Source organism: Paraburkholderia sp. RL17-337-BIB-A (genome assembly GCF_046025895.1).
Classification (GTDB): Bacteria; Pseudomonadota; Gammaproteobacteria; order Burkholderiales; family Burkholderiaceae; genus Paraburkholderia; species Paraburkholderia fungorum_C.
Genome location: NZ_JARESY010000002.1, coordinates 194,613 through 216,047 on the forward strand (window position 1 = coordinate 194,613; position 21,435 = coordinate 216,047).

Consider the following 21,435-nt stretch of genomic DNA (forward strand, 5'->3'; position numbering starts at 1 on the left):
GACGGGGAAGACCGGAAGCCGGCAGGCCGCACGCGGCGTACCGGGCTGGACGGCCTTTCCTATCCCAATCGCGCCTGCAAACTACAAGGAGAAAAAACCGGGTAAAGAAGTGCCTTTCACCTTCGTGGTAGCGAAGTCAATCTCCGGGTGCCTGTGCTGCGTTCTCCCACCAAATCCCCAAGTACAACCAGTTCAGGCCTTCCGAATTGGAAGTATTTCATACATTCAAGGAATTGTCCGTTCTTCAGGACAAAGTCGTTGAGATAGGCAACACTTATCCCGAGTTTCGAGGTGATTTGTTCGGTTACTCTGTCGACCCAGTCGGGCCGAAGTGGATCAAGCATTGTGCCGATCCTAAAGAGCAAATCGATCTTTAGTTCGGTGCTGAAGTTGAGGGATCTCTGCAATAGGGATATGAGCTCGTAATAATAGGTGCGTCGAATCATGCCGCTGACCAGCGTAGACCAGCGAATCGGTCCATGGCACTCCAACCTTTCTGGAAGATAACTTCTTATCCGTTCAAGCAACCTGACGAGAAATGTTGAAGCCAGGTCACTCTCGATTGGTAGAGCGCTCGATATGATCGTCTTCGCCCCTGCGAGAAAGAACGCTTCTGCTGTCGATTCATGTCCCTTGTCGACGGGACTCGTATCGCAGGTACTGAGGATAACAATTGGTGAAACGTGAATTTTGTCGTAGATGTCAAAGATCGTGACGGTCTCGTTTTTCAGATGCATCAGGCCGCCTACTTCATTTCTGTGACTCCCGTGCAAGTCAAAGACTGTCATGGCACACGGGTTCGAGTTTATCGCCTCAATCAGTTCGTCCCTGTCGGAAACCTCCACCCACTTGAATCGGATCTCAAGCCGGTTTATCTCGCGCGGCATCTCGTAGCCGGACGCAAGAGCACCACTCGCTTTAAACCGGTCAATCGACGGTCCCAAACGCTCGGTTGAAAGATTCTTCTGGATCAGGTTCACCTTGTCTTTAAGGTCATTCCGAATTGGATCATCGTCAGCGAATGAGCTAATAAAGAGGATTTCACGAAAACTATCGGGCGACAGGTGCACGACATCGGAGTCAAGCAACAGTGACGATGTCACATAACCCGGTGTCATGGGGATTCGACTTACTTCATGCCTCACCATGAGAGGGAGCCCTTGGTGATATGTCCACTCCAAGGGAAAGTTCGATATCAGCTTGATCGCTAAAGACGGCGATTCGTCGGCGTATTCGAGCCATTCATCAAGATATTGGGAGAAAGCCTCTCGAACCTGCTTCATTAACGCGTTGGTCTTCCGTCCGTCGCCACGGTCGGATGAGGCGAGATTCACTACTTGCGAGAATGCCCTATTGTTACTTAGCGGGAGCTTGACGACTGGGGCTGCATTGTTAGCCGCGCTGAGCACAATAAGACTATCAACTAGACGCCGCTCATTTTCGAGTGACACGATAAACGGATTGGTCGAGTCTATATCGCCCACGAGTCCACGGTCGGAGACCTTAATCGCTTGAACTAATGCTTTTCCGTCCTGCACTCCTCGGCTTCGAAGAGCGGCCTCCGTATAGCTGCGTTTGTCCTTGTAGAACTCAAAGCTACTGGAGGTATCGGAAAAGTACATCTCGACGGCAGGATCCATCCCTGCCAAGCCCATCGTGTTAGCTATGTGAGCCCGAATCTGGATAATTCGATTGACAAGATCGATGATCTCATCCCTGTCGAACTCAGAAGAAGTCCCGGTCTTTCTGACCTTGAGGCGCAAAGCATCGAGCACCGCAATGTTGATCCGTGTATAGAATCCTTCCTTGACTTCAGTAGCGACCTCCAGTTGGCTATACGTCGGTTCGAAGCCTATCTGATTTTTTAGTTCTTCCAATAGTGCTCGCTGATCGTCTTCGAGCCTCGAGATAATCGCCAATGCTTTGTCTTTCAGGAGGCTCGGCGTAAAATTGTCGAGATGCAAATATTTGGCATTAACAGCGGGGTGATTGTCAATCAGCACGACAATAGTTTGCGCGTCAATCAGATGAGCGTCTGGTGGAGTTTCTGTGAATAGAATTTTTACAGCATATGGGCTGTCCTTGACTTCTTCAACGGATTTGACTGTTTGGATCTGATGCCCGTCGAAAACCCCAATCATGCGATTTCGGATCGCATGCTCTTTGTCGCAATAGATTTCGGGAATATCTTTTTGTAGACTTGCTATTTTTTCGATTACTTTGACAATCTCGATCAATCTCGAATCGTAGTGGTTCGGAAACGAGGAATTGCCATCCGATGACAGCTCTAAAAAATAGGCGATTTTGATCAGATACTTGTGCTCGTTTGACATTTTCTGTTGAGTGTATTTGAGGACGTCATTTTTTGAGGGCGTTGTGTGGTCATCAAATGCAGAGTGTGCCAGCTCTGCCATGACAGTACCGCAGGACTCGTGCTCGGATTATATCCGCATACCACAATACTCGATAAAAGAATGACCAAACATCTCAGAAACCTTGTCGATTGCCGCTGATCGACTGGTTCGCACGGCGCACTTCGACACGAATCTCAACTATGGTATGCACTCGTTATCTCGAGCGGAACTGGCATGAATACTGGCACCGTTGTGCCCGGCAACACAGGCACGTCGCCGTGCAAGCAGGTTCGTGTTCAGCTTGCGGTGCAGCGCGATGACCGCGAGCGATACCGGGCTCTTGGCAGGCTGCCCCAACCTGAGCCTCGGACTCGGCTTTATAGCGGTGACATCGTCGCCGCCCAAGCGGCACTTCTTCTTTGATAGCGTTCGCGTGTCCACCTATTTTGAGTGGATACGATACTCCCAAGACGTCCAACGTAACTCAAGATTGGATAATCCGGCCCTTACATTTTGGCCCTCTTTGCCACAAACGAAATAGCATCCGGCGATGCCGTGCAGTGCTAGGCTGCTTTCGGCCGTTCAGGAACTTTCGTTAGAGAACCTCACCAAGTTGCGCCCTTACGCTATCCGGCGGCTCACCATCGTAGAGGTTTCGCCAGACGCGCTCAAACGCATGCCGGGGATGATTGCGAATAATCCGACGTACGGATGGAAGAATGTCATTCGCTTGGGCTAGGAGACCATGCTTATCGATAGCTGCTACCGCTTCGACCGCGTCAGCGAGCTGGTCGGCAGGGGTTATGGCGGCATTCACTCTGTTTCCCCATGCAATGGCAAAATTGGGTAGTCGCTCTTTGGCTGGGTAGTCTTTGCGCATGATAATTTCTAGCGCAACTGCAGCGTCCCTTCGTGCGTCTTCCTTTTTGTCCTGGCGGAGGCGTGCGTATCCCCGGTTGCTGAAGATCCGCTGCTGCAGCATTGGATCCGCGCGGACGCGGGCGAGGAATTCTACGCAGCGGCTTAGCCGGGTTTCTGCGCCCCCAGGATCGTTCAGGTCGGACATCTCTGAGGCAGTGTTCTGGCCAAGGTGCAGCAGAATTGTAGCGAGCCCATCAGCGTTTCTGTCTGGTCGATCAAGAAATGCGTCTGCAAGTACTGCCTTCACTTCTGACCTTTGTTCAGCAAGCCAGGAGTTGCGGATAGTCAGGAGATCGGTCGGTGTCACGCCTCGTTCGACGTCAGCAACTATGCGTGACTCGTCAAATCTGTCGACTCGCATGCCAATGTGACCGTCTCGCGGCGGCTCGGTTGAATGAGCCATGTGGAGATTGTAGTCGACGCTCTCGAGGTTTTGCCCCGCTGCTAGATCATCGATGTTCTGGACGTTATACATCGCACGCCCGGCCGCCAGATGCGCGATGAACGCGAGTCGGACTTCGGCGAGAATGCGACGCGCTTCTACCGCGATAACGTGCATCAAGTTCGAACGGTACCATCGCACGTCCCCGTGATACACCCGTCATAGCAACTCACGCGGAAGCGGTCCCGGATTTTTGGAGCGCGATGGCAGATGCGGTCCCCTCGGCGATTCGCGTGAATCGGACTGCATCGTGAGTTCCCGGGACCAGGAGCTATCACGCTCGGCAAGGGGGATAAATTACGTCGCTTAACGTTGGATGCAAAAACATCCAGCGTCTCAAGCGGCGAAGCCGCATAAGCCATTTCTTAAATGGGTCGGCGGTAAGTCCCGCGTACTTCAACATGTCACCCAGCGACTGCCTCGTGGACGGCGGCTAGTTGAACCTTTCGTCGGCGGCGGCGCGGTCTTTCTCGGAACTGACTTTGAGGAATATCTGCTCGGTGATAGCAATGCCCACCTTATCGAACTCTACCAGGAGGTTGTTCACCGGCGCGACGCGTTTATCGAGCTCGCGCAGACCTTCTTCGACGAAAATTATCGCTCATCGACCTCGTATGCCTCAGTACGAGCCGCCTTCAATAAGGAGCCGGACAGTGTCACGCGATCTGCTCAGTTTCTATATCTCAATAAATTCGGATTTAATGGGTTGTGCCGCTATAACAAAGCAGGTGCGTTCAACGTTCCTTACGGGCATCCTGTACGTGTTCCAGGCTTCCCGCTCAAGGAAATCCTCGCATTCTCCGAAAAGGCGAAACGCGCGACGTTCACTAACGATGATTTCGCCTCTGTGATGAAGCGCGCGCAGGCAGGTGACGTCGTCTACTGTGACCCACCATATCTGGACCCCGACGGGGCCAAATGTTTTACAGCCTACGGGGCGAATGGTTTCGACTTAACGCGTCAGCAGGAACTCGCCCGGCTCGCCAAAGAGCTAGCGCTGAGAGGTGTGCCAGTAGTGGTATCGAATCATGACTGCAGGGCCGCGCGGGAGCTCTATGCCGGCGCTGAAATCCATGCCTTCAGCGCACGTCGTTCAATCAGTGGGACAAGCGTGCGAAGAGGAGTCGTTGGCGAATTGCTGGCAATTTTTCGCTAGTTCCGGTGGCGGCCATCTGTTGAGGGTCTTTCGCGAGTGAGGGGGAATCGTCAACGGGCACTATAAATTCCCGCGCTGAGTGCCGCACCGGTAAGCGGGCGACGGGAGAGGGGGCCACACATCGTCATGCGCCCCTACGACCTCGGAGTAGCCTCACAACTACATCAAGTTCAACACCCTCTTCGAAGTCGTCAAGGAAAACAAACGGGTCGCACACACCGCATGGGCCGACAAGCACGCGTGAGGCTACGATTGGCTCAACGGACCGTCCGGTATTGGTGTTGACGACCTCTGGCGCACGGAAATCAATTCGATCGACCCCGCGACCAATACCAAGTACATCGACGTCTACACCCGTACGGAAAAATTCGACGACTTGCATGCTCAGTCGCTGATTGCCGAGATCGATGGCAAGGACTCGACTGGCCAGTCGCGCACCGACGTCCCCACGCTGTTCGGCACCAACTCCCAGACGCTCAGCGTTACCCAGAAGGCCACCGTCGCGACGGGTGGCGGCTATCTGGATGCGAGAGTTTTACACCGGTGCAGGTCGCCGGCGCGATAGCCTGTCTCGACGATGCTTTGTGGCCGTATCGTGGCCGAACTCAGGCGACGCGCGCTCTATTCGTCCACCGCGATCATGGTCACGGCCAAGCATGGCCCAGTCGGCGACCGATCACTCGAAGCTGGTGAAGAACGGCGACACGCTCTCGAAACTGCAGGAAGCCGACCACTATCTCGACCGAATGGCAACTTCGGGCAGAACGCGACGAAGAGCGGCAATCTGAACGACGGGACCGTCCTCGTGGATACCGGCATGGTTCAGTCGGACGACGTCGGCTTAATCTGGTTGCGGAATAATAGTGAGTTGCCGGTAGTCGTCAAGACACTGAAGGACAATCTCGGTCGCAATGCTCGGGCATTTGCGCAGATGGCCCGCAGGAGTACATTCTGTACGGCCCGCAAATTGCCGCGCGTTTCGGCGATCCAGCGCGCGGCCGCATGCCCGATATCATCGTGCAACCGAATCCGGGCGTGATCTATACGTCGAGCACGTCAAAGGACGAAGAGCACGGCGGCAACGCACCCGATGACAGCCACCTCGATCTCGTGGTTTCCGTTCCCGGCGCTCGTCGAACTGGCCAAACCATCGACGAACCGGTGCTGACCACTCAGGTTGCGCCGACCATCCAGCGCATGCTTGGGCTCAGGCCTGAATTGCTGCATTCAGTTGCGCTCGAAGGGACGCGTGCGTTCCCGTGTTTTGAGCGTGAACACCTTTAGACGCGGAAGCCGAGTCTATCACTGACTTACACGACGCAGCCGTTCGACTCCCTTGAGGCTGCGTCGTTAGTGTTGGCCGGTGGTAGCAGAGTACGGAGCGAACTGGGTGTGATCCGCTGTGCATCATCGCCAATTCTAAAATTGCTCGACCCGCCGCCTGACGCGGAACGCGCACGATAGCAAGCAGGCTCTGTGCACAGACCTGACGCTATGCAATCGCGGCTGGCCAGTCAGATAACGAGACATGCGTCGTCAGGTCCTCCACGGTCGTGAGCATTGCCGGCTTGACCTGTTTCCCATCCGCGAGCGTGGAGACGTAGTGCGCTGCAGCGTATCGCCAATGTCCTTCATCTAACGTTGCAGCCGACATATGGCGAGCTGGAACGTTCGCCACGCGGCGAAGGTCCGTGAAATGATTGAATCGATACTGAACGAGAGCGCAGGTTTCTTCGAAGACATATACGACTGGAATCGCCTCGCGAAATTTGAACATATGAGGCCACAAGTCTTGTTTGGGCGCCCAGAACGCGTGATTGACCGTAAGGTGTACGCGCGGCTGATTTCCATCACTCATCCTTGAGAAAATATTGCCGAGCCCTGGGTCGAGCAGCAGTTTGTCGAGCAGTTGCAGACGCTCCTGGGGCAAACGAACCACGATACATTGCCGTTCGGCTATGCGATCCGCAAATGGCTTGGGCAGAGCCGACGAGTCAACTAGATAGCAGGTTTCCCACGACGCTTTGTCACGTTTAATTGCATCGATGACCTCGCTGCTAAGCGATAGCTGGACGAGCTCGCTGGTATTCGATATCCGGTCTGCGTTCAGCCGGCGGCAGAACACTTCGTAGACGCACCGGGGAGTCGCGTCTCGACCATCTTCTCTGCGATTGCAGACATCGAGCATCAGGGCGATGATATGAGTCGCCTCGTCATCATCAGCGGTGCGAGTTGATAACAGTGCACGCAGTGGTTCGCTGAGCCTACGCCATTGAAGCTCGGCATCTTGCATAGTAGAAACATATGACGTTGCCTCCCCATAGAAGTCGGAGATAAGGCCTTCCCGTTCAACAAAGTCTGCATAGGTCGGCGAGGCGGTTTGAATCCATTCACCTAATACTGACGTGTACACCGTCGACCAGAAGTGCGAATGGCGGCCTTCATCCATGCGCTCAAGAGTGGACCGGAACCACTCAGTCGCTAGGTGAAACAGGTCGTCGCAATATCCGCTGGGATCGCCGCGCCTCACGACATACCAATAAGTCCGGTAATGGTCGAACATCGGCTCGCGGATGGTGTCGTCGTCGCCACACGGACCGACAGGTTCCTCATCGCCCCAAGGGATTTCATCGATAAGCTCGAGCTTCTCCTGAACGAGCGGCAGTATCGAATTGAAGTTCTTGCGGAACGCCGCGCTGACGACAGACCGGCCCTGTGCCGACAAGGCATCCATCAGGTCGTCGAACGTGATGCGGGTAAGCAGTAGGGCCTGTTCCTCAGTCACGTTGCTGTCGTACGAGTGGGAAACAAAAAGCATCTGCTGCGTTCTTCTGCGAAGGGTGCCGTATTCCTCTAGCAAGGCACTGAAAGCGTCTTGCAGCCCGCTTTTTCTGAGCTCGGTCATGAGTTCTGGCGAGGTCTGGTCCATCATCCACATAACCACACTGGGCACGACGGAAACCATCCCGTCCGAAGAAAGAAGGGACTTGTCCATTTCTGCTATCAGTTCGATAGCGGTAGCGAAGACGGTCTCCAGGGTGGTCTGGCGTTCGGAATTACAATCGGCGTTCATCTCGGTCGACATATTTGCGTTAAAAACGTTGCTATGCAAACCTGTAGACAATGTTTTTAGCTGAGTCTCTTTTCCGGAGCGTTGGCCTGAAACGTTAGGGTCCTATACAGAAAGTCGGCGGCCGCTGTATCTTTCCTACCCCGATAGGCATCTTCATATATTGAGACGCAGCTGCCCGCGCTAGCGGCTGAGGTCAAGGTTGTTGAAGTTGTTACACGGGAGGGCGATCGTTAGCGGCCGACCGCTACTGGCATGAACGGGATCCCACATGCTTGCGAGCAGGAAGTCTTACATCGGCTTGGACCGGACATTCGGAGAAGGAAAGCGACCACTCCGCGCGTCCTGTCTGGCTTCGACTTTCGATAAACGCACGCCCCGCGTGAAGGATTCTGTTTGCCAGCAGTGGTCCTCGCGCCCAGCATTTGCGCGCCACAGAGTATAGGTCTTTACCTGTTCGCGGTGAGACAAGCGCGCGCGTGCGAACGGCGTGGACTGTCAGAGTTGTGCGGCCTTACTGGTCTGGCTCCTGCCAAGCATACTCGTTGTGTCAGTCGTCGAATAAGGCCTTCCAGCCGGCATACGCGAGACCGGCGACCGTTGCGCCCACTGCCAGTGGTATCAACACTGGGGCCGCCGCCGCACCACCCACTAACCCCGCAACCGCACCCCCACCGCTCACCAGGCCAGCAGTCGCACCGCCGCCGGCCCCCATGCCGCCGGTAAGGCCAGCAACTAATGCTGTAGTTCCACTTGACGTTGTAGTTGCTGAACTGGTCGCACCGAAGGCACTTGCTGCAGCGCGCGCAAACGACGCCGTACGGTAAATCGTGTCGCCCTGTTGCGCAGTGGTCCAAGCCTGATACGTGCGGAAGGCGAATGCTGCGGCTGCAGCCTTTCCGGACGCGCGGAATATGTCGTTGACCTGTTCACTTGTGTGTTCGCCTTCTATGCACCACGTTACAAAATGCTCGCAGTTATTGAACACCAGGTTGTATTCCGCTTCGCCGATACGCTGGTTGGCCCGTCGCACACTTTCCAGTCTGCCGTGCTGCCTATCGGAATGGTCTTTCACGTGAACTTCGGCGCCATCCGAAAAACTGTCAAGAGTCGTCTCGGCGATCATGCCGTCTTCGTACAAACCTTTCTTACCCATGTAGTGGATGACGGTGTTTTTCCCGCTGGCGATGCCATGATGCGCGTATCCAGTGCACCGTACCCACAGATGATCTCCTGCGCGGATTATTGCGTTGGCCATGTTTGCGTCTCCCGGTGAATAGGCTTTCCTCCAACGCGAATTACGGCACTCTCTGTGCGAACTTGAATGCATTCGGTCGGACCATCTATCGACATTTGTGTGCAAAAAATCGGTGAGCAGACGTGCTCGCGCTGCCAGAAAAGATATATGACTTCACCAAAACCACTCAAACCGATTGCGCTCGGTCGATTTGTGGTCGGGGCAAAATCCGAGCGCTTCCCGCTTAGACGCTTGGGACGGGGTGACGTCGCACGCCTGTATGTTCGGCGGGGGCGTCGCGGACAGACTGGCGCTGCTGAGCGACAGTTTGACGGCGCGTATCAACGTGATGTGTTTGATTGTTCGCGGCAAGGTTGGGTCTTGGCGCACGATCTTGGCGGGACGTGCCTCCGGCATGCCATTGCTGCTGAAGACGAGGGTCTCCCTGATATCGGTTGGAGCCATGCTGGGCATACTTCTCCGACGGATGTACGTGTCGCCGGCCGATGACCGAATGAAGGTTGTCGCGCCGGTGAAATATTTCCTGACGCCTGTCGCCGCGACCGTAAAAGTGGCGCTGGCGCCGCCCATCTGTTCCTCTTACCCAGATGTATGTGTTACCGCCTACGAAAACGACGTCGCTGTTAGCAGCGACCGAGATGTATGCGTCATAGGTTTCGGGAACAACCTCTTCCTCGACGACCGGTCTCGCCACTGCAACCGGGCGCGGCGGCGGAACTGCGACTATCGCGACGGCGGGTTGAGGGTGTGGCGCCGGCCCCGCAGTCACCGGCGTCTGTCCGGTTGTCACGCAGCCGGACAGGTGCAGCGCAGTCACGATCCCGGCTACGCATGCCGTCAATCTCATATCTTTCAAACGAAGCTCCGCGTTACGACATTGTGTTGCGTCAGATAACGGCCGATTGAAAGGAATCTTTAAGCGCAGGCTCGGTGACACACCTTACCCGAAGGCGGTTATTGGCTCATTTGGGCACCTGCTGCGACTGTTGATATCGGAAAGGCCCGAGCAGGAGGAAGTGCGGCCAAAGTTCGAACAACGTACGTTTGCTTCGGTCTCGGTTCAGGCAGTGGGGTGACTGGCAGGTTGGTACGGTCAAACGGCAAACTTCCCGCCTAATCATTCTTGTACTTCGGTCCACTACGGCGTTTCCACATTAGACCGGCAGGGCTGCTATTCAAACTTTAGAAGTTTCAACGGCGCCAGTTCTATCCGCTTCGACCGGTGCGAATAGTAAGCCTGTTGAATCTCGAATGTGTTGCGGCCCTCCGCACCGCACTTACGTCTGACTGTCTCAATGATGCGGAGCTTGTCTTCGACACTTGTCTTGATACCGAAGACGATCCCGGCCAGATCGGAGAACTTGTACTTGAGCTTGCGGGACTGCGGCTCATCAAAAGGCTGCAACATCGAATAGAGCGTGAGCCTCCGTTCCTGTTCGTGGCTCCATTCGGGCGACTTAACGCGGAAACTGTCGAGGAATCTGTTCCAATAGTCCAGTCTCCAGGCTTCGTCCTCGCTGCGCAGGCGCGAACCGGTGGAACTTGTTTCGCCGCTTTCACTTCGAAACCAGAATCCCTCAACCTTGAATTTTGGAAGGGCGCCGATTGATTCGAAAAAGTCTATTTCCGGAAAATCCGCTGTGTAGCGTATTTGCTCGAACGGATGGGGAACATAGTCGTAGGTTTCAACGATCCCGTTTTTGTTGCCGCTGAACCCCACGCGCCTGCGCAACGTCAACGCCTGGCCGCCTGATGCCGTCGTTTGTGTCGAAAATTTCAGGCAAACGCCGCGATGATTGTCTCCATAGCCTCCCCACATCGAAGAGTTTGTTGGATCCGTCACGAAGCATGCGACGCTCCAGTCGGGGTACAGAATGCGCTCCAGTGCATTCACATAGTGACCAGGAATATCCCGCGCGATAAAACGCCAGGCGCGATCGTTGTGTCCGTTCGCCGGATTGCTCAGTTCCTGCATCAAAGTCATTTGCGACTGCGTGTTCTCAAGAGCAGCAAACAGCTGGTCGACGTCAGTCTCAGGGCGATTGGCACGCAGAACCGATTCCAAGACGCTCGCGGTTTTTTCAGCGGCGACACGTAACGAATCACTCGAGTTCGCTTGTGAAATGAGCCCCTGATCGGCGAACGATGAGGTGAGAATCTGCATGAGAAGCGGTTGCAACTGGCGTAGATAGTAGGCGAGCTCGTCTCTACGCACAACTCGCGCCTCGCTAGATAAGGTGTCGACAAGCAGATTCGGCACGCGATGAGCGAAAAAGCACTCTGCTACGTGCTCGTACATGGCTCTGATCGACGGATCGGGGATGTCATCAGGTGTCAGGTGAAGCAATGCCGCCGGTATTTCCAGGGCGAACTCCTGTTGCATGACCGCCCAACTCACGGAGAGGTTCATCACCGTCAACAGATAGTGACGCAGCAAGTTGTGCCAGACGATGTGGTCTCCCCGCCAGAAAATGTCTTTGAATCCTTCCAGCGGGTCGTTCAGATGCTCGGGCGGCGAAAAATAGATCTCTTGAGCTTCCAGTTCGTTGAATCCGTCGAGGAGAGCGTGCGTTGATCGGAAGCGATAGACGTGATTCGACATATTCGTGGGTGGTGGGTGCGGGACAGAGGGCTGCATTTTAACCGGCCGTGTCCTCAGGATCTGCAGGGTGAGCTTCGCCAGTTATGCGGCTGGTTAGTGTTTCTACCCTTGTCTTCGTAGTGATCCAGCGTCGCTGGCGAACGGACGACACCCAATGCTACCTTGGTCTCATCAGGCGACGCTTTGTGTCGGGCGTATTCTGCATCTTGACCGTCAACCTCGATGAGGCCGTGCAATTCGCAAGTGCGCTATCCGCGCATTGGCCCGTAGAACGGTGCTCGCCTCGCTGATTCTATGGGGAACGCATCAAGGCCGAGCTCCGTTCCAACAGGCGGTTGCAGATGCCGCTGACGGATGTCTCGCCGCATCGCGTTGAATAACATGCGGTAGGCTTCCTCGCGGCCCGCCTGGGGCTCGAGTTCACGAATAGATTTGGAAAGGGCATTGGCGGCCTGAACGACCGAATCTGGCGCAATCAACCAGAGCTTACGGACCGTGCGCAAATACGCGTCGACACCCAAGCCGCCTGAATCAGCAAATATGCTCTCAACTTGAGTGGCGACTTCAAGATACACATTACGACGGAGTTCGTATTCGGCCCAGGAATTTGCGCTCTCAGAGAGTTTCGCATCTGTGTCAGCCCTAAGTTGAGCGGTCAACAGATTGAGTCTTCCAGTCATGAATGGTGACCAGAATCCCACTAACAGCGATACTGCGGCGGCGACCACCGCAGACACAATGGTCGGGTTCAGCGTTTTAAGCAAATCGAGTGTGGCTTGCATCGAGGTCTGGAAAGTTGTTGAATGTCATCCGAACTGGCGCTCAAACATCGGTCCTACCGGCCCGCATAACTTGATTTTCACGTGATATGAGTCCGGCGTTGAGGTCAGCGTTTCTTCAGTCTGCGATTCCGGGTCGTATCGAAAAATACTTTGCCGAACGATTATTGCGCTCATGCTGAACTCGGAGTCGGTCCCACTGAAGTTTTCCACGGCGGGCTTGGCTGAGGCCTTCAGCAACCAGGCGTACAGGTTGTCAATGTCTTTTTTGGTCAAATTGACGCTGGATGCACTGAATATTGTCATGTCGACTCGATTTCTCCTAGTGACTACGGACATGATTTTCCATTTGTTGGGCATTGTGATTTGTCCATGGGCTGAGTGGTCGTGCGATTCTACTTCCCTGACTCGCGTCGAGTGACAGTTCGATTGTCGATAACATGCACCGTCCGGTCTTCGGAATTGCCTGTTCGCATCGCCTCAAGCTCGGCGAATGTCGGATGATTTTTGGACTGCGCGGTCAGGTCACAGATACAAAGGTCATCGTAAAGCTCCGGCGTAACGGGGATAATCTCTAAAATCCTCGCGTCGTCGAACTGGTAAACGACTAGGAGTCGTCCAAGTTTTAGGTGAGGCATCGCGTAGAAGGGATGGAAAGGTAGCGCGATATTTCCATCCCGAAGCATCAGATTGGCCTAGCGTAAGTCGTCCGGTCGAGTCATGACGACAGCACCGTATCTGGCATCGGTCGCGGGAAATTCGGCGCCCTTTCTCTCTGGCACCGCCACAATGACGCAGCGCTCGTTCGGCAGCAGTTCCTCCGCTAGCAAAACGTCCTCCGCGAGGGCATTAAAGGAGCATGGGTGGCTGGCCTCTGAAATGTACTCGTTGATGGAGTCCATAAGTTCCTGGTCGAGTTCGGCGTCGGAAAGTTCTTTCTGGTTGACTTGCAATTTTTTCATCGTGTTTCTCCATTGGAAAGTAATTTAGGTTTTGCCAGCAATGTGTTGGCTGTTGAGGTGCATTTTGTACAGGGCTTCGCCGATACGCCGGATAAGTGGCACAACCAGGGCGTTGCCCATGAGTAGCGCACGCGTCACATCAGACACGCCGGGATGAGACGTAAATGCACGAGGAAATCCATTCAACGCTTCCAGTTCCTCGGGCACAAGGCGGCGAAGGAGACCGGAGTACTCACGGATTGCATGTTTTGTCCGTGTCGCAGTGGTCCCGCCTTCGGACGTAATGATTGTTCTGGCTGGTCGGTCTAGCGCGTCGGGAAACGACATGGCTCCTTCAGAGTAGTTATACGTAAAACCGTCCTTCATTCGGGGGATGTTCTTCGCTGCTTTGGCGGCGCGCCACTTATTCTCGTCTTCTGGCTTGATGTAGAACACTGTCGGTACCGGACCGGTCTTGCTCACGATGTCCGCGAGCGTCAACGGATGAGCGTGTCCTGTGAACTCGTTGAAATCATCAATGTCAGCTGCGTCAACGGTGAGCGTTCTTACGTCCGCGTCGAGCATCAATCCGCAGTTGGCGAAACGCGACTTTCCGTTCGAGAGAGGCTGGTAGTGCATCTGCTCGCCGAATGGATCTGAGCGTAGGGTCAGGACAGGTGCTTCGCCATCCAGCGGGTTGCGGGGGACGCAGGGGAATGCTTCATTGAGGACCGTGCGCGTGAGCCATCCCGAGCCGTCGGATGCGAGACCATCGTTTTGCATCCTTTGGTAGGTCTCAGTGCACTTGTGGTAGGCGACAATGAACACGCGCCGGCGACGTTGAGCGTTGCCATAATCTGCTGCATTCACTATGCGCCATTCGACGGCATACCCGAGAGAATGTAGAGTGGACAGCATGACGGAAAAATCCCGACCTCGACACGAAGCGGGGCTGGAAAGTAGGCGGTCGACGTTTTCAAGAATCAGATATTTGATTGGCTCTGCATCGTGCACGCGCTGCTGGAGCAATTTCGCGATGGCCCACCACAAAACGCCCTTCCGTCCTGCTAGACCATCAGATGCTAACAGGGGTTTCGCGACGCTGTAGTCCTGGCACGGAAATCCGCCAACCAAAACATCTGGTCGCGCGTTCCTTATGGCCTGCGCGCCCTCGTCCGATTCGAGTACCCTGAAGATGTCCTCGTTGATATGAACGCCGTCATTCCAGCGAGCCTGATAGATTTCGCTTGCGTGCTGCTTTCTTCTGGAAGGCTCGAATTGATTGCTGAGTACGACGTGGAACGGTTTTCCGTGTACTGCTTCAAGCCCTAAGCGGAATCCTCCTACACCCGCGAATAGCTCAATAACGCGAAGTTCGTCCGTAGTGTTGATATTGTTTTGCGCTGACATCCTGTTTTCCGTTGATGGTGGAAACAGGTACAGCGAACGGGTTTAGCCTTTTACGAGAGAATTTTGAAAACGTTGAACGCTGAACAGGGCGCTTCGAAATTCCCAACTACTGGTGCCAGCCAGCCAGCCGGCCGGCCAGCGAGCGGTTAGGTGAGGACGTACGGGATCTGATTGGCGCGTTGGGCGACACTTGGGTGTCGAGGCGGCTCGCGGCGTGCGAACAGCATGAAGCTGGTCGGACGTCTTCGTCGGCGTCACTTGTATGGCCGATGGGCCATATGAGCTGACGCAATTCTGCTCGAGTGAGGCTGTCACGGCCGCACCAACGAGACGGCGGACAAAAACGGTCCGCCGCGAATCGTTCATGTACCTTCGCGAGTGCTCGTTACTGCGATGCCTCAACGGCGGCCGAAACACAGCGGGGTACGTACCTCGATATCTTGTCCTTAGCTGCAGCCGTTCTCGAGGCTCGAGATCGGTCAAATGGGCCTAGCTGTGGGCCGCCTGCTGGGCGGCCGTCGCAGACAATTGCTCAGTAAGATTGCGCTGGGCGACTAGCTGAATAAGCATCCGCCAAAGGGTTGGCGTGGATCCGGCCGCATAGGTCGATAACTTGCTCTAGCATCGCCGGCTTAAGTTGCGTCCCGTCGGGAAGCGAATCTAGACTTTCCTGTGCTAACCAATCCGTCCACGGGCCATCTGAAATGTAGACGGTGCTGTAATAACGGGGGTGGACATCCGTGATTTGTCGAAGGTCCGAAAAATGCTCGAACGGGTATTGAACCAGGATGCACTGCTGGTCGAATATGAACAAGACCGGGATGGCACGCCGGAAACGAAAGAGTGCCGGCCACAACGCGTTGTATTCGCACCAGAAAACCCGGCTTACGGACAGTTGAGTTTTGCAGACTTTTCCCGGTCCGGTCTCTTCGGAGAAGAAGCATTCAAGCCCGGGGGCTTGACCCAATGTTTGCGCAATTTGAAGGCGCTCTTCAGGTAACCTCACCGCAAGGCATTGCCGTTCGCTGACCGTTCCGCGAAGCGACTCTGGCAAGTCGGCGCAGGAAATCAGATAGCAGGTATGTAGTGCATTCGGGGCGTGTCGGATTTGTTCGGCGGCGTCGGACGTCTGGCGAGTTGCTACGATTTCAGTCATCCTGTTTCGTTCCGCCGAGGCTTCTGCCGAGCCGCGACGCTTCAGCATGTTTCGAAGGAGCGAGGTCCATGCAGGTAGTTCGTCCTCGGCAGTGTCATCGGCTCGCACAAACTCTGCGATGACCAGTGACGCTGTCGGTTCGTCGGCGCGCAGCACCAGCGCACGGACAGTTTTTCCCATTGCATTCCAGATGTGCTCAACCTGTTCAACGGAGTGCCGGAATCGGGCAAGTTCGGTGAAGAATGCTTCGGCCTGTCCGGCAGCTAATACCTCGGCCGCCAGCTCGGGCAAATCCTCCTGCAACCACGCTCCGAGAACGGACGTATAAACGTGAGCCCAATGTCTGTTTTTGCGACCATCGTCGTTTGCGACGAGTTCGCGCCGGATATGCTTGAGTGCAGTCTCCACCGGTTCGGCCATCTGCGCATAGAGAGTGGCGGACGTGTCTTCCATGACGGTCGCGAATTGTTCGCAGGCGGGGAATGAACCCTTTGTGCCGAATGGGAGCGGCTCGCCGAGGTCTCCGACCATTTCGTACTGTGGATACGGCGTGGCACTGGAGGCGCGTAGGACCCTTTTGAAACAGAGGCGCGCTGAGCGGTCTGCTGGGCGCCAATCACCGTAGTCCAGAGCATATTGGATATCATGAAGTCCGAGATATCCAACGTCCTGCAAGTCGGTGCATATTTCCGCTTCGGCTCGCAGATGATTTTCGAATCTCAGTGGCCCGGCGAGGGCGCGAAGTTCCTGATACTGGGCAAGTCGCAGCCGAAACCTGTCGAGAAGGTCAAGCCCGCGCAGTTGCTGGATGAGCGACGGATTAATCTGCTCCAGAGTCCAGATAAAAACCTCCGGGATGAGGCGTACTCCTCCGAAGCCAGCAGCGCTGTCCATATCCGCGAGAAGGCGGACGGAGTAAATCAATGATGCTTCGATGGTCATGACGCGTGTACGGGCGATGTTTGTTTCCATGTTTGGCTCCAGGATGTGTTGTGGAACCTGTAGAAACTGGGTTTTAGCCGTTGGTGTGATGTTACGAGAGCCGTTGCTCAGCGTCTTTCGGGAGATGCTGGCGCAATAGATGGCGCCGGTCTGCTATATGGCTATATTCAGGGTAGACGGCCCGGTGCGCCGAATTGACGCCGACTCAGGTCTGCCATTCCTACCAGCGCAACCGGTGGATATCTGCGACTTTCGCGTCCAACAAAGAGCGATCTACTACGTTAGCGGAGGGGTCTTCAATCCGCGCTCGAATCGACCCGGGCAAATCATGCTACGGTTGTCGATGTAGGGTAGCGGGGCGATTGTATGGCGAGATGACGGCCTTGTTCGAGCATCTGGCTAGCTTCACGCCGCCATTCACATTGTTTGACCCTAATTTCCACTCGGCTGTGGAGGCCTGCTCATGGACAAGGATGAAATGCTGACGGTTGAAGAAGCGGCGAAGATCCTTTTTGTCTCCAGAACGCACGTTCGTAAGCTTCTCGAACGAGGTGACCTTACGGCGATTCAGCAGGCGCCGGAGAGCACCGTGCAGCTTCTTCGAGCGGCCGTTCTTCAGTACAAGAATGAGATGCGAGCGAGGCAGAAGGCAGGCATCCAGGCGATGATGGACGCTTCGGAGCGCCTCGGACTTTATGATCAAGAATTGGAGGGTCTGCCAAATCCTCGCAAAGACTAGCGCGTAGGTGTCGTGAATCTGCGGGGGAATAGCGTGTGGGTTCCCGCTTCTGGCTTTCCTAAGTTCGGCGGTCACCAATTTCGCGGTCCCGAGCGGTGGTGGACACTGGGTAGTGCAGGGGCCGTTCGTCATGCCAGCTGCGAAGGCCATAGGCGCAGATCTCGGCAAATCGGCGATGGCAATCGCTTACCGCGAGGCATGGACCAACATGGCGCAACCGTTCTGGGCGCTGCCGGCGTTGGCTATTGCAGGCCTCGGCGTACGGGACATCATAGGGTACTGTGTGACAGCGTTGCTCTTTTCCGGCGTAGTGTTTGTCGCTGGCCTCTACCTGTTCTGATTCAGGCAGCGTGGTCGCTTACCTATGAGGCTCTCGGCGTACCGATCACGAGCATTATTTGCTACTGCGACGATTGTCAGGCATGGATTGACAGGGCAAAAAAAGCGGAGGCACAAGCCTCCGCAAATTACTTGGGTCAAATCGGTTGAACTGTCAATCATCTGTAGCATCAGAGAATCTGAAAGTCATCGAACATCAGCGCAGCTTTTTCCGCCTTCGCTTCGTCACGCGCTTCGTTGGAGCGCTCCCGAACCTGGAAAGTCATAGAAAACGCTCGGTCGATGTTGTTATGGTAGACGTACTCGCACAGCCTCGCGTTCGAGTTTCTGAACAACCAGAGAGTGACGAGACGGCCATCGTCTTCGTGCCATATCTCAGGAACGATATCGCCGGAAATGATAACGCGACCTCCTGCGAGAACAAGTGACGTCGCACTTTTTCCATTTCGCTTGACCTGAACGTCTACGCAAAAATATTCGCACTGGATTCGGATGTCTCGTGGCAATAGGTCGTCGACCACGACGGCCACACACTTCTCCGAATCGTCGACTGAAAGACCAAACAATTCTGGCAGCGGCACGACAAACATCTGCGGCGAGTCGGGCTCTGCTGCACGACGTTGAACCCGTTCGATGAACTCCTCGAGGATGTCCTCTTCGTCAAAGTCCTCTGTTTGTTGTCCATCAACTAACACTTCGATTGTCTGCATCATTAGCTTTGAATTGGCTAGGACGCGACAAGCGTCCCCCAGCGTTGGAACTGTTCGGTCGTTGCAGTTGTCCACATCGTCTGCCGACTGTGCATCGGGTCGGCAGTCGGAAAAAATTCACATCTGTCACCAACACCCTTTGGAATAGGATGGGTGTACCTTTTCGAGTGCCACTATCAATGTGACGGTTCAACCTCGACCACGATGTGCTCGAACACTCCTATGACCTGTTCATTGCTATGTGCTGGCGCTGCGGCCTCTCGGAGAGTGAAACGGGCATTGCTCTGGGCGGCCTGTTGAGTTGCCTGCAAGTCCTCGATGTGCGTAGTCAAAATCGTGTACTCAGTGAACTCAAGGCTATCCGCAAACATCCACGCAATGAGGAGTTGACCGTTCAAGTCAGCGCGTGCGGCTTGAATGGTCCGCCCAGATATAGCTACTGTTCCACCAGCGGCCATCACACATTCCGTGTCAGTTCCGTCAGGGCGCGTTCGAACCTCGACGCGAATCTCCTGCGCAGCATGGTCAATTTCCCCGGCCAGAATATCCGGCAATGCAATCACGACGAACTTTTCGTTCGAGCGTGCAGGCGACCGTTCAGGCATCTCAAGAATCTCAGACCGGGGCACGACGTAAGCCGTCCGGTCCGGGTTGGCTTTGCAGTGCTTGAGGAGTGCTGCGGCCAACTCATCCTTGATTCCGGGCGCAGCGCAAAGGCTGTCATACATATCTCACTGTCCTTTCAGTTATATCTAGCAGCGGTTTGCAGACGACGGTCTCTTGTCGTATAGCAACCTGCTCCCGTTGTGTCGTTCGCTGGTGATGCAATTAAACCGATTGTCGTTCCGTTAAATTAAGACTATCGAATGAGTCAGGAAAACTCAATAGGTTGCCGAAAATTTATTTTAAACGGGACATATCGAATGCGTTGCTCAAAAAATTGAAAACATAAGAATTTATACATTTATCGGGTTTGTATGATTTGATAATTGTTATCAAATGGCTGGCGAAATTGATTTGGCGAAAAATGGTATAAAAGGCATGCCAGGTAGGGGTTTGTCAAATCTCTTGTTGCTGAAAAATCAGGGTATCGGTCGAGACCAGATTGAATTTAATTATTTAAACCGGCTTAAATACTATGTTGCCTGTCTTGGATAACGTGGCTATGATTTGCGCAATTGCTGGGAACAGTGAATCACGTTGGCTCTACGAACCAGGATATACACGTTAATGAATTTATCACGCACTACTTTGAAGGCTTTTGCGGATTATGTGAGCAGCGCGCTCGCGCAGCATGGGTTCAGCTTGATTGCCCCGCAACTGGCGGAGCGCCGCGCTCCAGGGATGCGACAGGGCGTCCTGTTTGCGACTGAGGAAATGGCGGGTCGAGACTGGGTGAGCGTGCGCACATACTCAGTCTTCTGCCACGAACTGGACGACGGCCCGACACCTGACAAGCTCATGACTTATGACACCGTGGCAGGAGTTTGCTCGGGCAGCACGATGTCCGACGAAAGTGGTTTTTTGTCGACGCTCGAGATGACAATGGGAATTTTTCTGCCCAACATTCTGCGCTACGGAAGCGTCGATGCGATTGTTAAAGACGTCGAGAGTTACCCCGGCTCCGCGAGCCGTCACCTCGGAAGTAGCCCTGTCGCCGCGAGGTTCAATCTCGCGCATTGCATGGAGATGATTGGACGGTCGTCGGAGGCGAAGGCCTTGTACGTCGAAACCGCAGAACGATTCGAAGCGAGCGATGATACTTTGGCATCAGCATATGCTGATGCCGCTCGGCGACACGTTGCCGCGCTTGGAGGTGCCGACATCAAGGAGAGCACTTCGGCGAAGTCAGGTGATGCTGGAAACGACGCGCTCGGGAAGTTGGCACTTGCAGAGGCGGATGAAGCCGGGCGACCGTTCTACATGGGATTGCTGCGATATCTTGGGAGTGCTCGCCAGAACCCAGCGGCTAGCTACCCGTCTCTGCTATTTCGTGCCATGGATGAGTTGTATGAGACGCAAGCACGACCCGGGTTTTGGAGGGCAGTGTCCTCGAGCGCGGTCATGAACGTTGTCAAAACTTACGCGCCCGATTTCGAGCGAGAAATGACTGCTTCGTCACCGGACGAACTCACTGAGTATGTCGAGGACCTCGAGCTTGGTTTGTGCATGCGGTCATTCGACGAACTCTGCGCCGAGCGGTTGCTGGCGCTGCCTCCAGATGTCCGGCCGGAGATGCGGGAGGATATCTACGACTGGTTGATGGCCGACTTTGACCGCAGGGGTGAAGAGGACGAGTCGGAATATCTGGAGCGAGATGGTCTGAAAGGTGCCGATGCTGTCATCAGGGCAATGGGGATCCTGTCCGCAACGGCCGAGTCTGCTTAAGACGCAGGCGTTTCGGATTGCAGTTGATATCTGATAGTGTGTTGAGCGGGTGGAGGCTTCAGCATGGCGCATGCTTGCCTTACCTTGGACTGCGAACTCGGAGAGTCTGTGGAAGTTCGCAAAATGACAAGATGCGAGTGCGCTGGGAATCCGGCGCGAACGTCCGCTATCCTCCCGGCGCGACTTGAGTGGCCCGTTCGTTTATTTGTCTATTGGCTAGCGCGTTAG

16 protein-coding genes and 2 pseudogenes are annotated in these 21,435 nt (G+C 54.9%); 5 read left to right on the plus strand and 13 right to left on the minus strand.

Annotated features, from left to right (window positions below; all coding sequences use genetic code 11):
- Nucleotides 1-116: 116 nt before the first annotated feature.
- Nucleotides 117-2,414, minus strand: coding sequence for a CHAT domain-containing protein (locus P0D84_RS21880; protein WP_408340288.1), 2,298 nt, complete (start codon nt 2,412-2,414; stop codon nt 117-119).
- 535 nt (nt 2,415-2,949) lie between these two features.
- On the minus strand, nt 2,950-3,837 hold the full coding sequence (locus P0D84_RS21885) for a hypothetical protein (RefSeq protein ID WP_408340290.1): 888 nt from the start codon (nt 3,835-3,837) through the stop codon (nt 2,950-2,952).
- Nucleotides 3,838-4,033: 196 nt separating this feature from the next.
- On the opposite strand from P0D84_RS21885, the gene P0D84_RS21890 reads away from it, so the two are divergent.
- Both P0D84_RS21890 and P0D84_RS21895 read left to right on the plus strand, forming a co-directional pair.
- Nucleotides 4,034-4,873: a DNA adenine methylase gene (locus tag P0D84_RS21890; protein ID WP_408340292.1), complete on the plus strand. Its 840-nt coding sequence runs from the start codon at nt 4,034-4,036 to the stop codon at nt 4,871-4,873.
- 151 nt (nt 4,874-5,024) lie between these two features.
- Nucleotides 5,025-6,157: pseudogene (locus P0D84_RS21895) on the plus strand (alkaline phosphatase family protein); the annotation flags it as partial.
- Between the two features lie 208 nt (nt 6,158-6,365).
- Here P0D84_RS21895 and P0D84_RS21900 read toward each other — a convergent pair.
- The 9 genes from P0D84_RS21900 to P0D84_RS21940 all read right to left on the minus strand — a co-directional run bounded on the left by P0D84_RS21900 (nt 6,366) and on the right by P0D84_RS21940 (nt 17,061).
- Nucleotides 6,366-7,958, minus strand: a complete 1,593-nt coding sequence (locus P0D84_RS21900; RefSeq protein ID WP_408340294.1) for a hypothetical protein — start codon at nt 7,956-7,958, stop codon at nt 6,366-6,368.
- Between the two features lie 535 nt (nt 7,959-8,493).
- The gene (locus P0D84_RS21905; RefSeq protein ID WP_408340296.1) at nt 8,494-9,201 is read right to left on the minus strand and encodes a lecithin retinol acyltransferase family protein; all 708 of its coding nucleotides are present in this window, start codon (nt 9,199-9,201) and stop codon (nt 8,494-8,496) included.
- 153 nt (nt 9,202-9,354) lie between these two features.
- Nucleotides 9,355-9,771: a hypothetical protein gene (locus P0D84_RS21910; protein WP_408340298.1), complete on the minus strand. Its 417-nt coding sequence runs from the start codon at nt 9,769-9,771 to the stop codon at nt 9,355-9,357.
- Between the two features lie 601 nt (nt 9,772-10,372).
- A complete protein-coding gene (locus P0D84_RS21915) occupies nt 10,373-11,803 on the minus strand; it encodes a DUF2971 domain-containing protein (RefSeq protein WP_408340300.1) in 1,431 nt (476 codons plus the stop codon).
- 248 nt (nt 11,804-12,051) lie between these two features.
- Nucleotides 12,052-12,585, minus strand: coding sequence for a hypothetical protein (locus P0D84_RS21920; RefSeq protein WP_408340302.1), 534 nt, complete (start codon nt 12,583-12,585; stop codon nt 12,052-12,054).
- 24 nt (nt 12,586-12,609) lie between these two features.
- Nucleotides 12,610-12,888, minus strand: a complete 279-nt coding sequence (locus P0D84_RS21925) for a hypothetical protein (RefSeq protein ID WP_408340304.1) — start codon at nt 12,886-12,888, stop codon at nt 12,610-12,612.
- Between the two features lie 389 nt (nt 12,889-13,277).
- Nucleotides 13,278-13,544, minus strand: coding sequence for a hypothetical protein (locus tag P0D84_RS21930; RefSeq protein ID WP_408340306.1), 267 nt, complete (start codon nt 13,542-13,544; stop codon nt 13,278-13,280).
- A 24-nt stretch (nt 13,545-13,568) separates the two neighbouring features.
- Entirely contained in the window at nt 13,569-14,933 is a 1,365-nt protein-coding gene (dcm, locus tag P0D84_RS21935; RefSeq protein ID WP_408340308.1) for a DNA (cytosine-5-)-methyltransferase, read from the minus strand.
- Between the two features lie 532 nt (nt 14,934-15,465).
- A complete protein-coding gene (locus tag P0D84_RS21940) occupies nt 15,466-17,061 on the minus strand; it encodes a hypothetical protein (RefSeq protein WP_408340310.1) in 1,596 nt (531 codons plus the stop codon).
- 433 nt (nt 17,062-17,494) lie between these two features.
- Here P0D84_RS21940 and P0D84_RS21945 point away from each other — a divergent pair, with 433 nt between their 5' ends.
- On the plus strand, nt 17,495-17,770 hold the full coding sequence (locus P0D84_RS21945) for a helix-turn-helix domain-containing protein (RefSeq protein WP_408340312.1): 276 nt from the start codon (nt 17,495-17,497) through the stop codon (nt 17,768-17,770).
- Between the two features lie 40 nt (nt 17,771-17,810).
- A pseudogene (locus P0D84_RS21950) lies at nt 17,811-18,110 on the plus strand (TIGR00366 family protein); the annotation flags it as partial.
- A gap of 169 nt (nt 18,111-18,279) precedes the next feature.
- Here P0D84_RS21950 and P0D84_RS21955 read toward each other — a convergent pair.
- The gene (locus P0D84_RS21955; RefSeq protein ID WP_408340314.1) at nt 18,280-18,822 is read right to left on the minus strand and encodes a hypothetical protein; all 543 of its coding nucleotides are present in this window, start codon (nt 18,820-18,822) and stop codon (nt 18,280-18,282) included.
- Nucleotides 18,823-18,995: 173 nt separating this feature from the next.
- Nucleotides 18,996-19,547, minus strand: coding sequence for a hypothetical protein (locus P0D84_RS21960; protein WP_408340316.1), 552 nt, complete (start codon nt 19,545-19,547; stop codon nt 18,996-18,998).
- A gap of 502 nt (nt 19,548-20,049) precedes the next feature.
- On the opposite strand from P0D84_RS21960, the gene P0D84_RS21965 reads away from it, so the two are divergent.
- Complete coding sequence (locus P0D84_RS21965) at nt 20,050-21,207, plus strand: hypothetical protein (RefSeq protein WP_408340318.1); 1,158 nt, start codon at nt 20,050-20,052, stop codon at nt 21,205-21,207.
- The last annotated feature ends 228 nt before the right edge of the window (nt 21,208-21,435 follow it).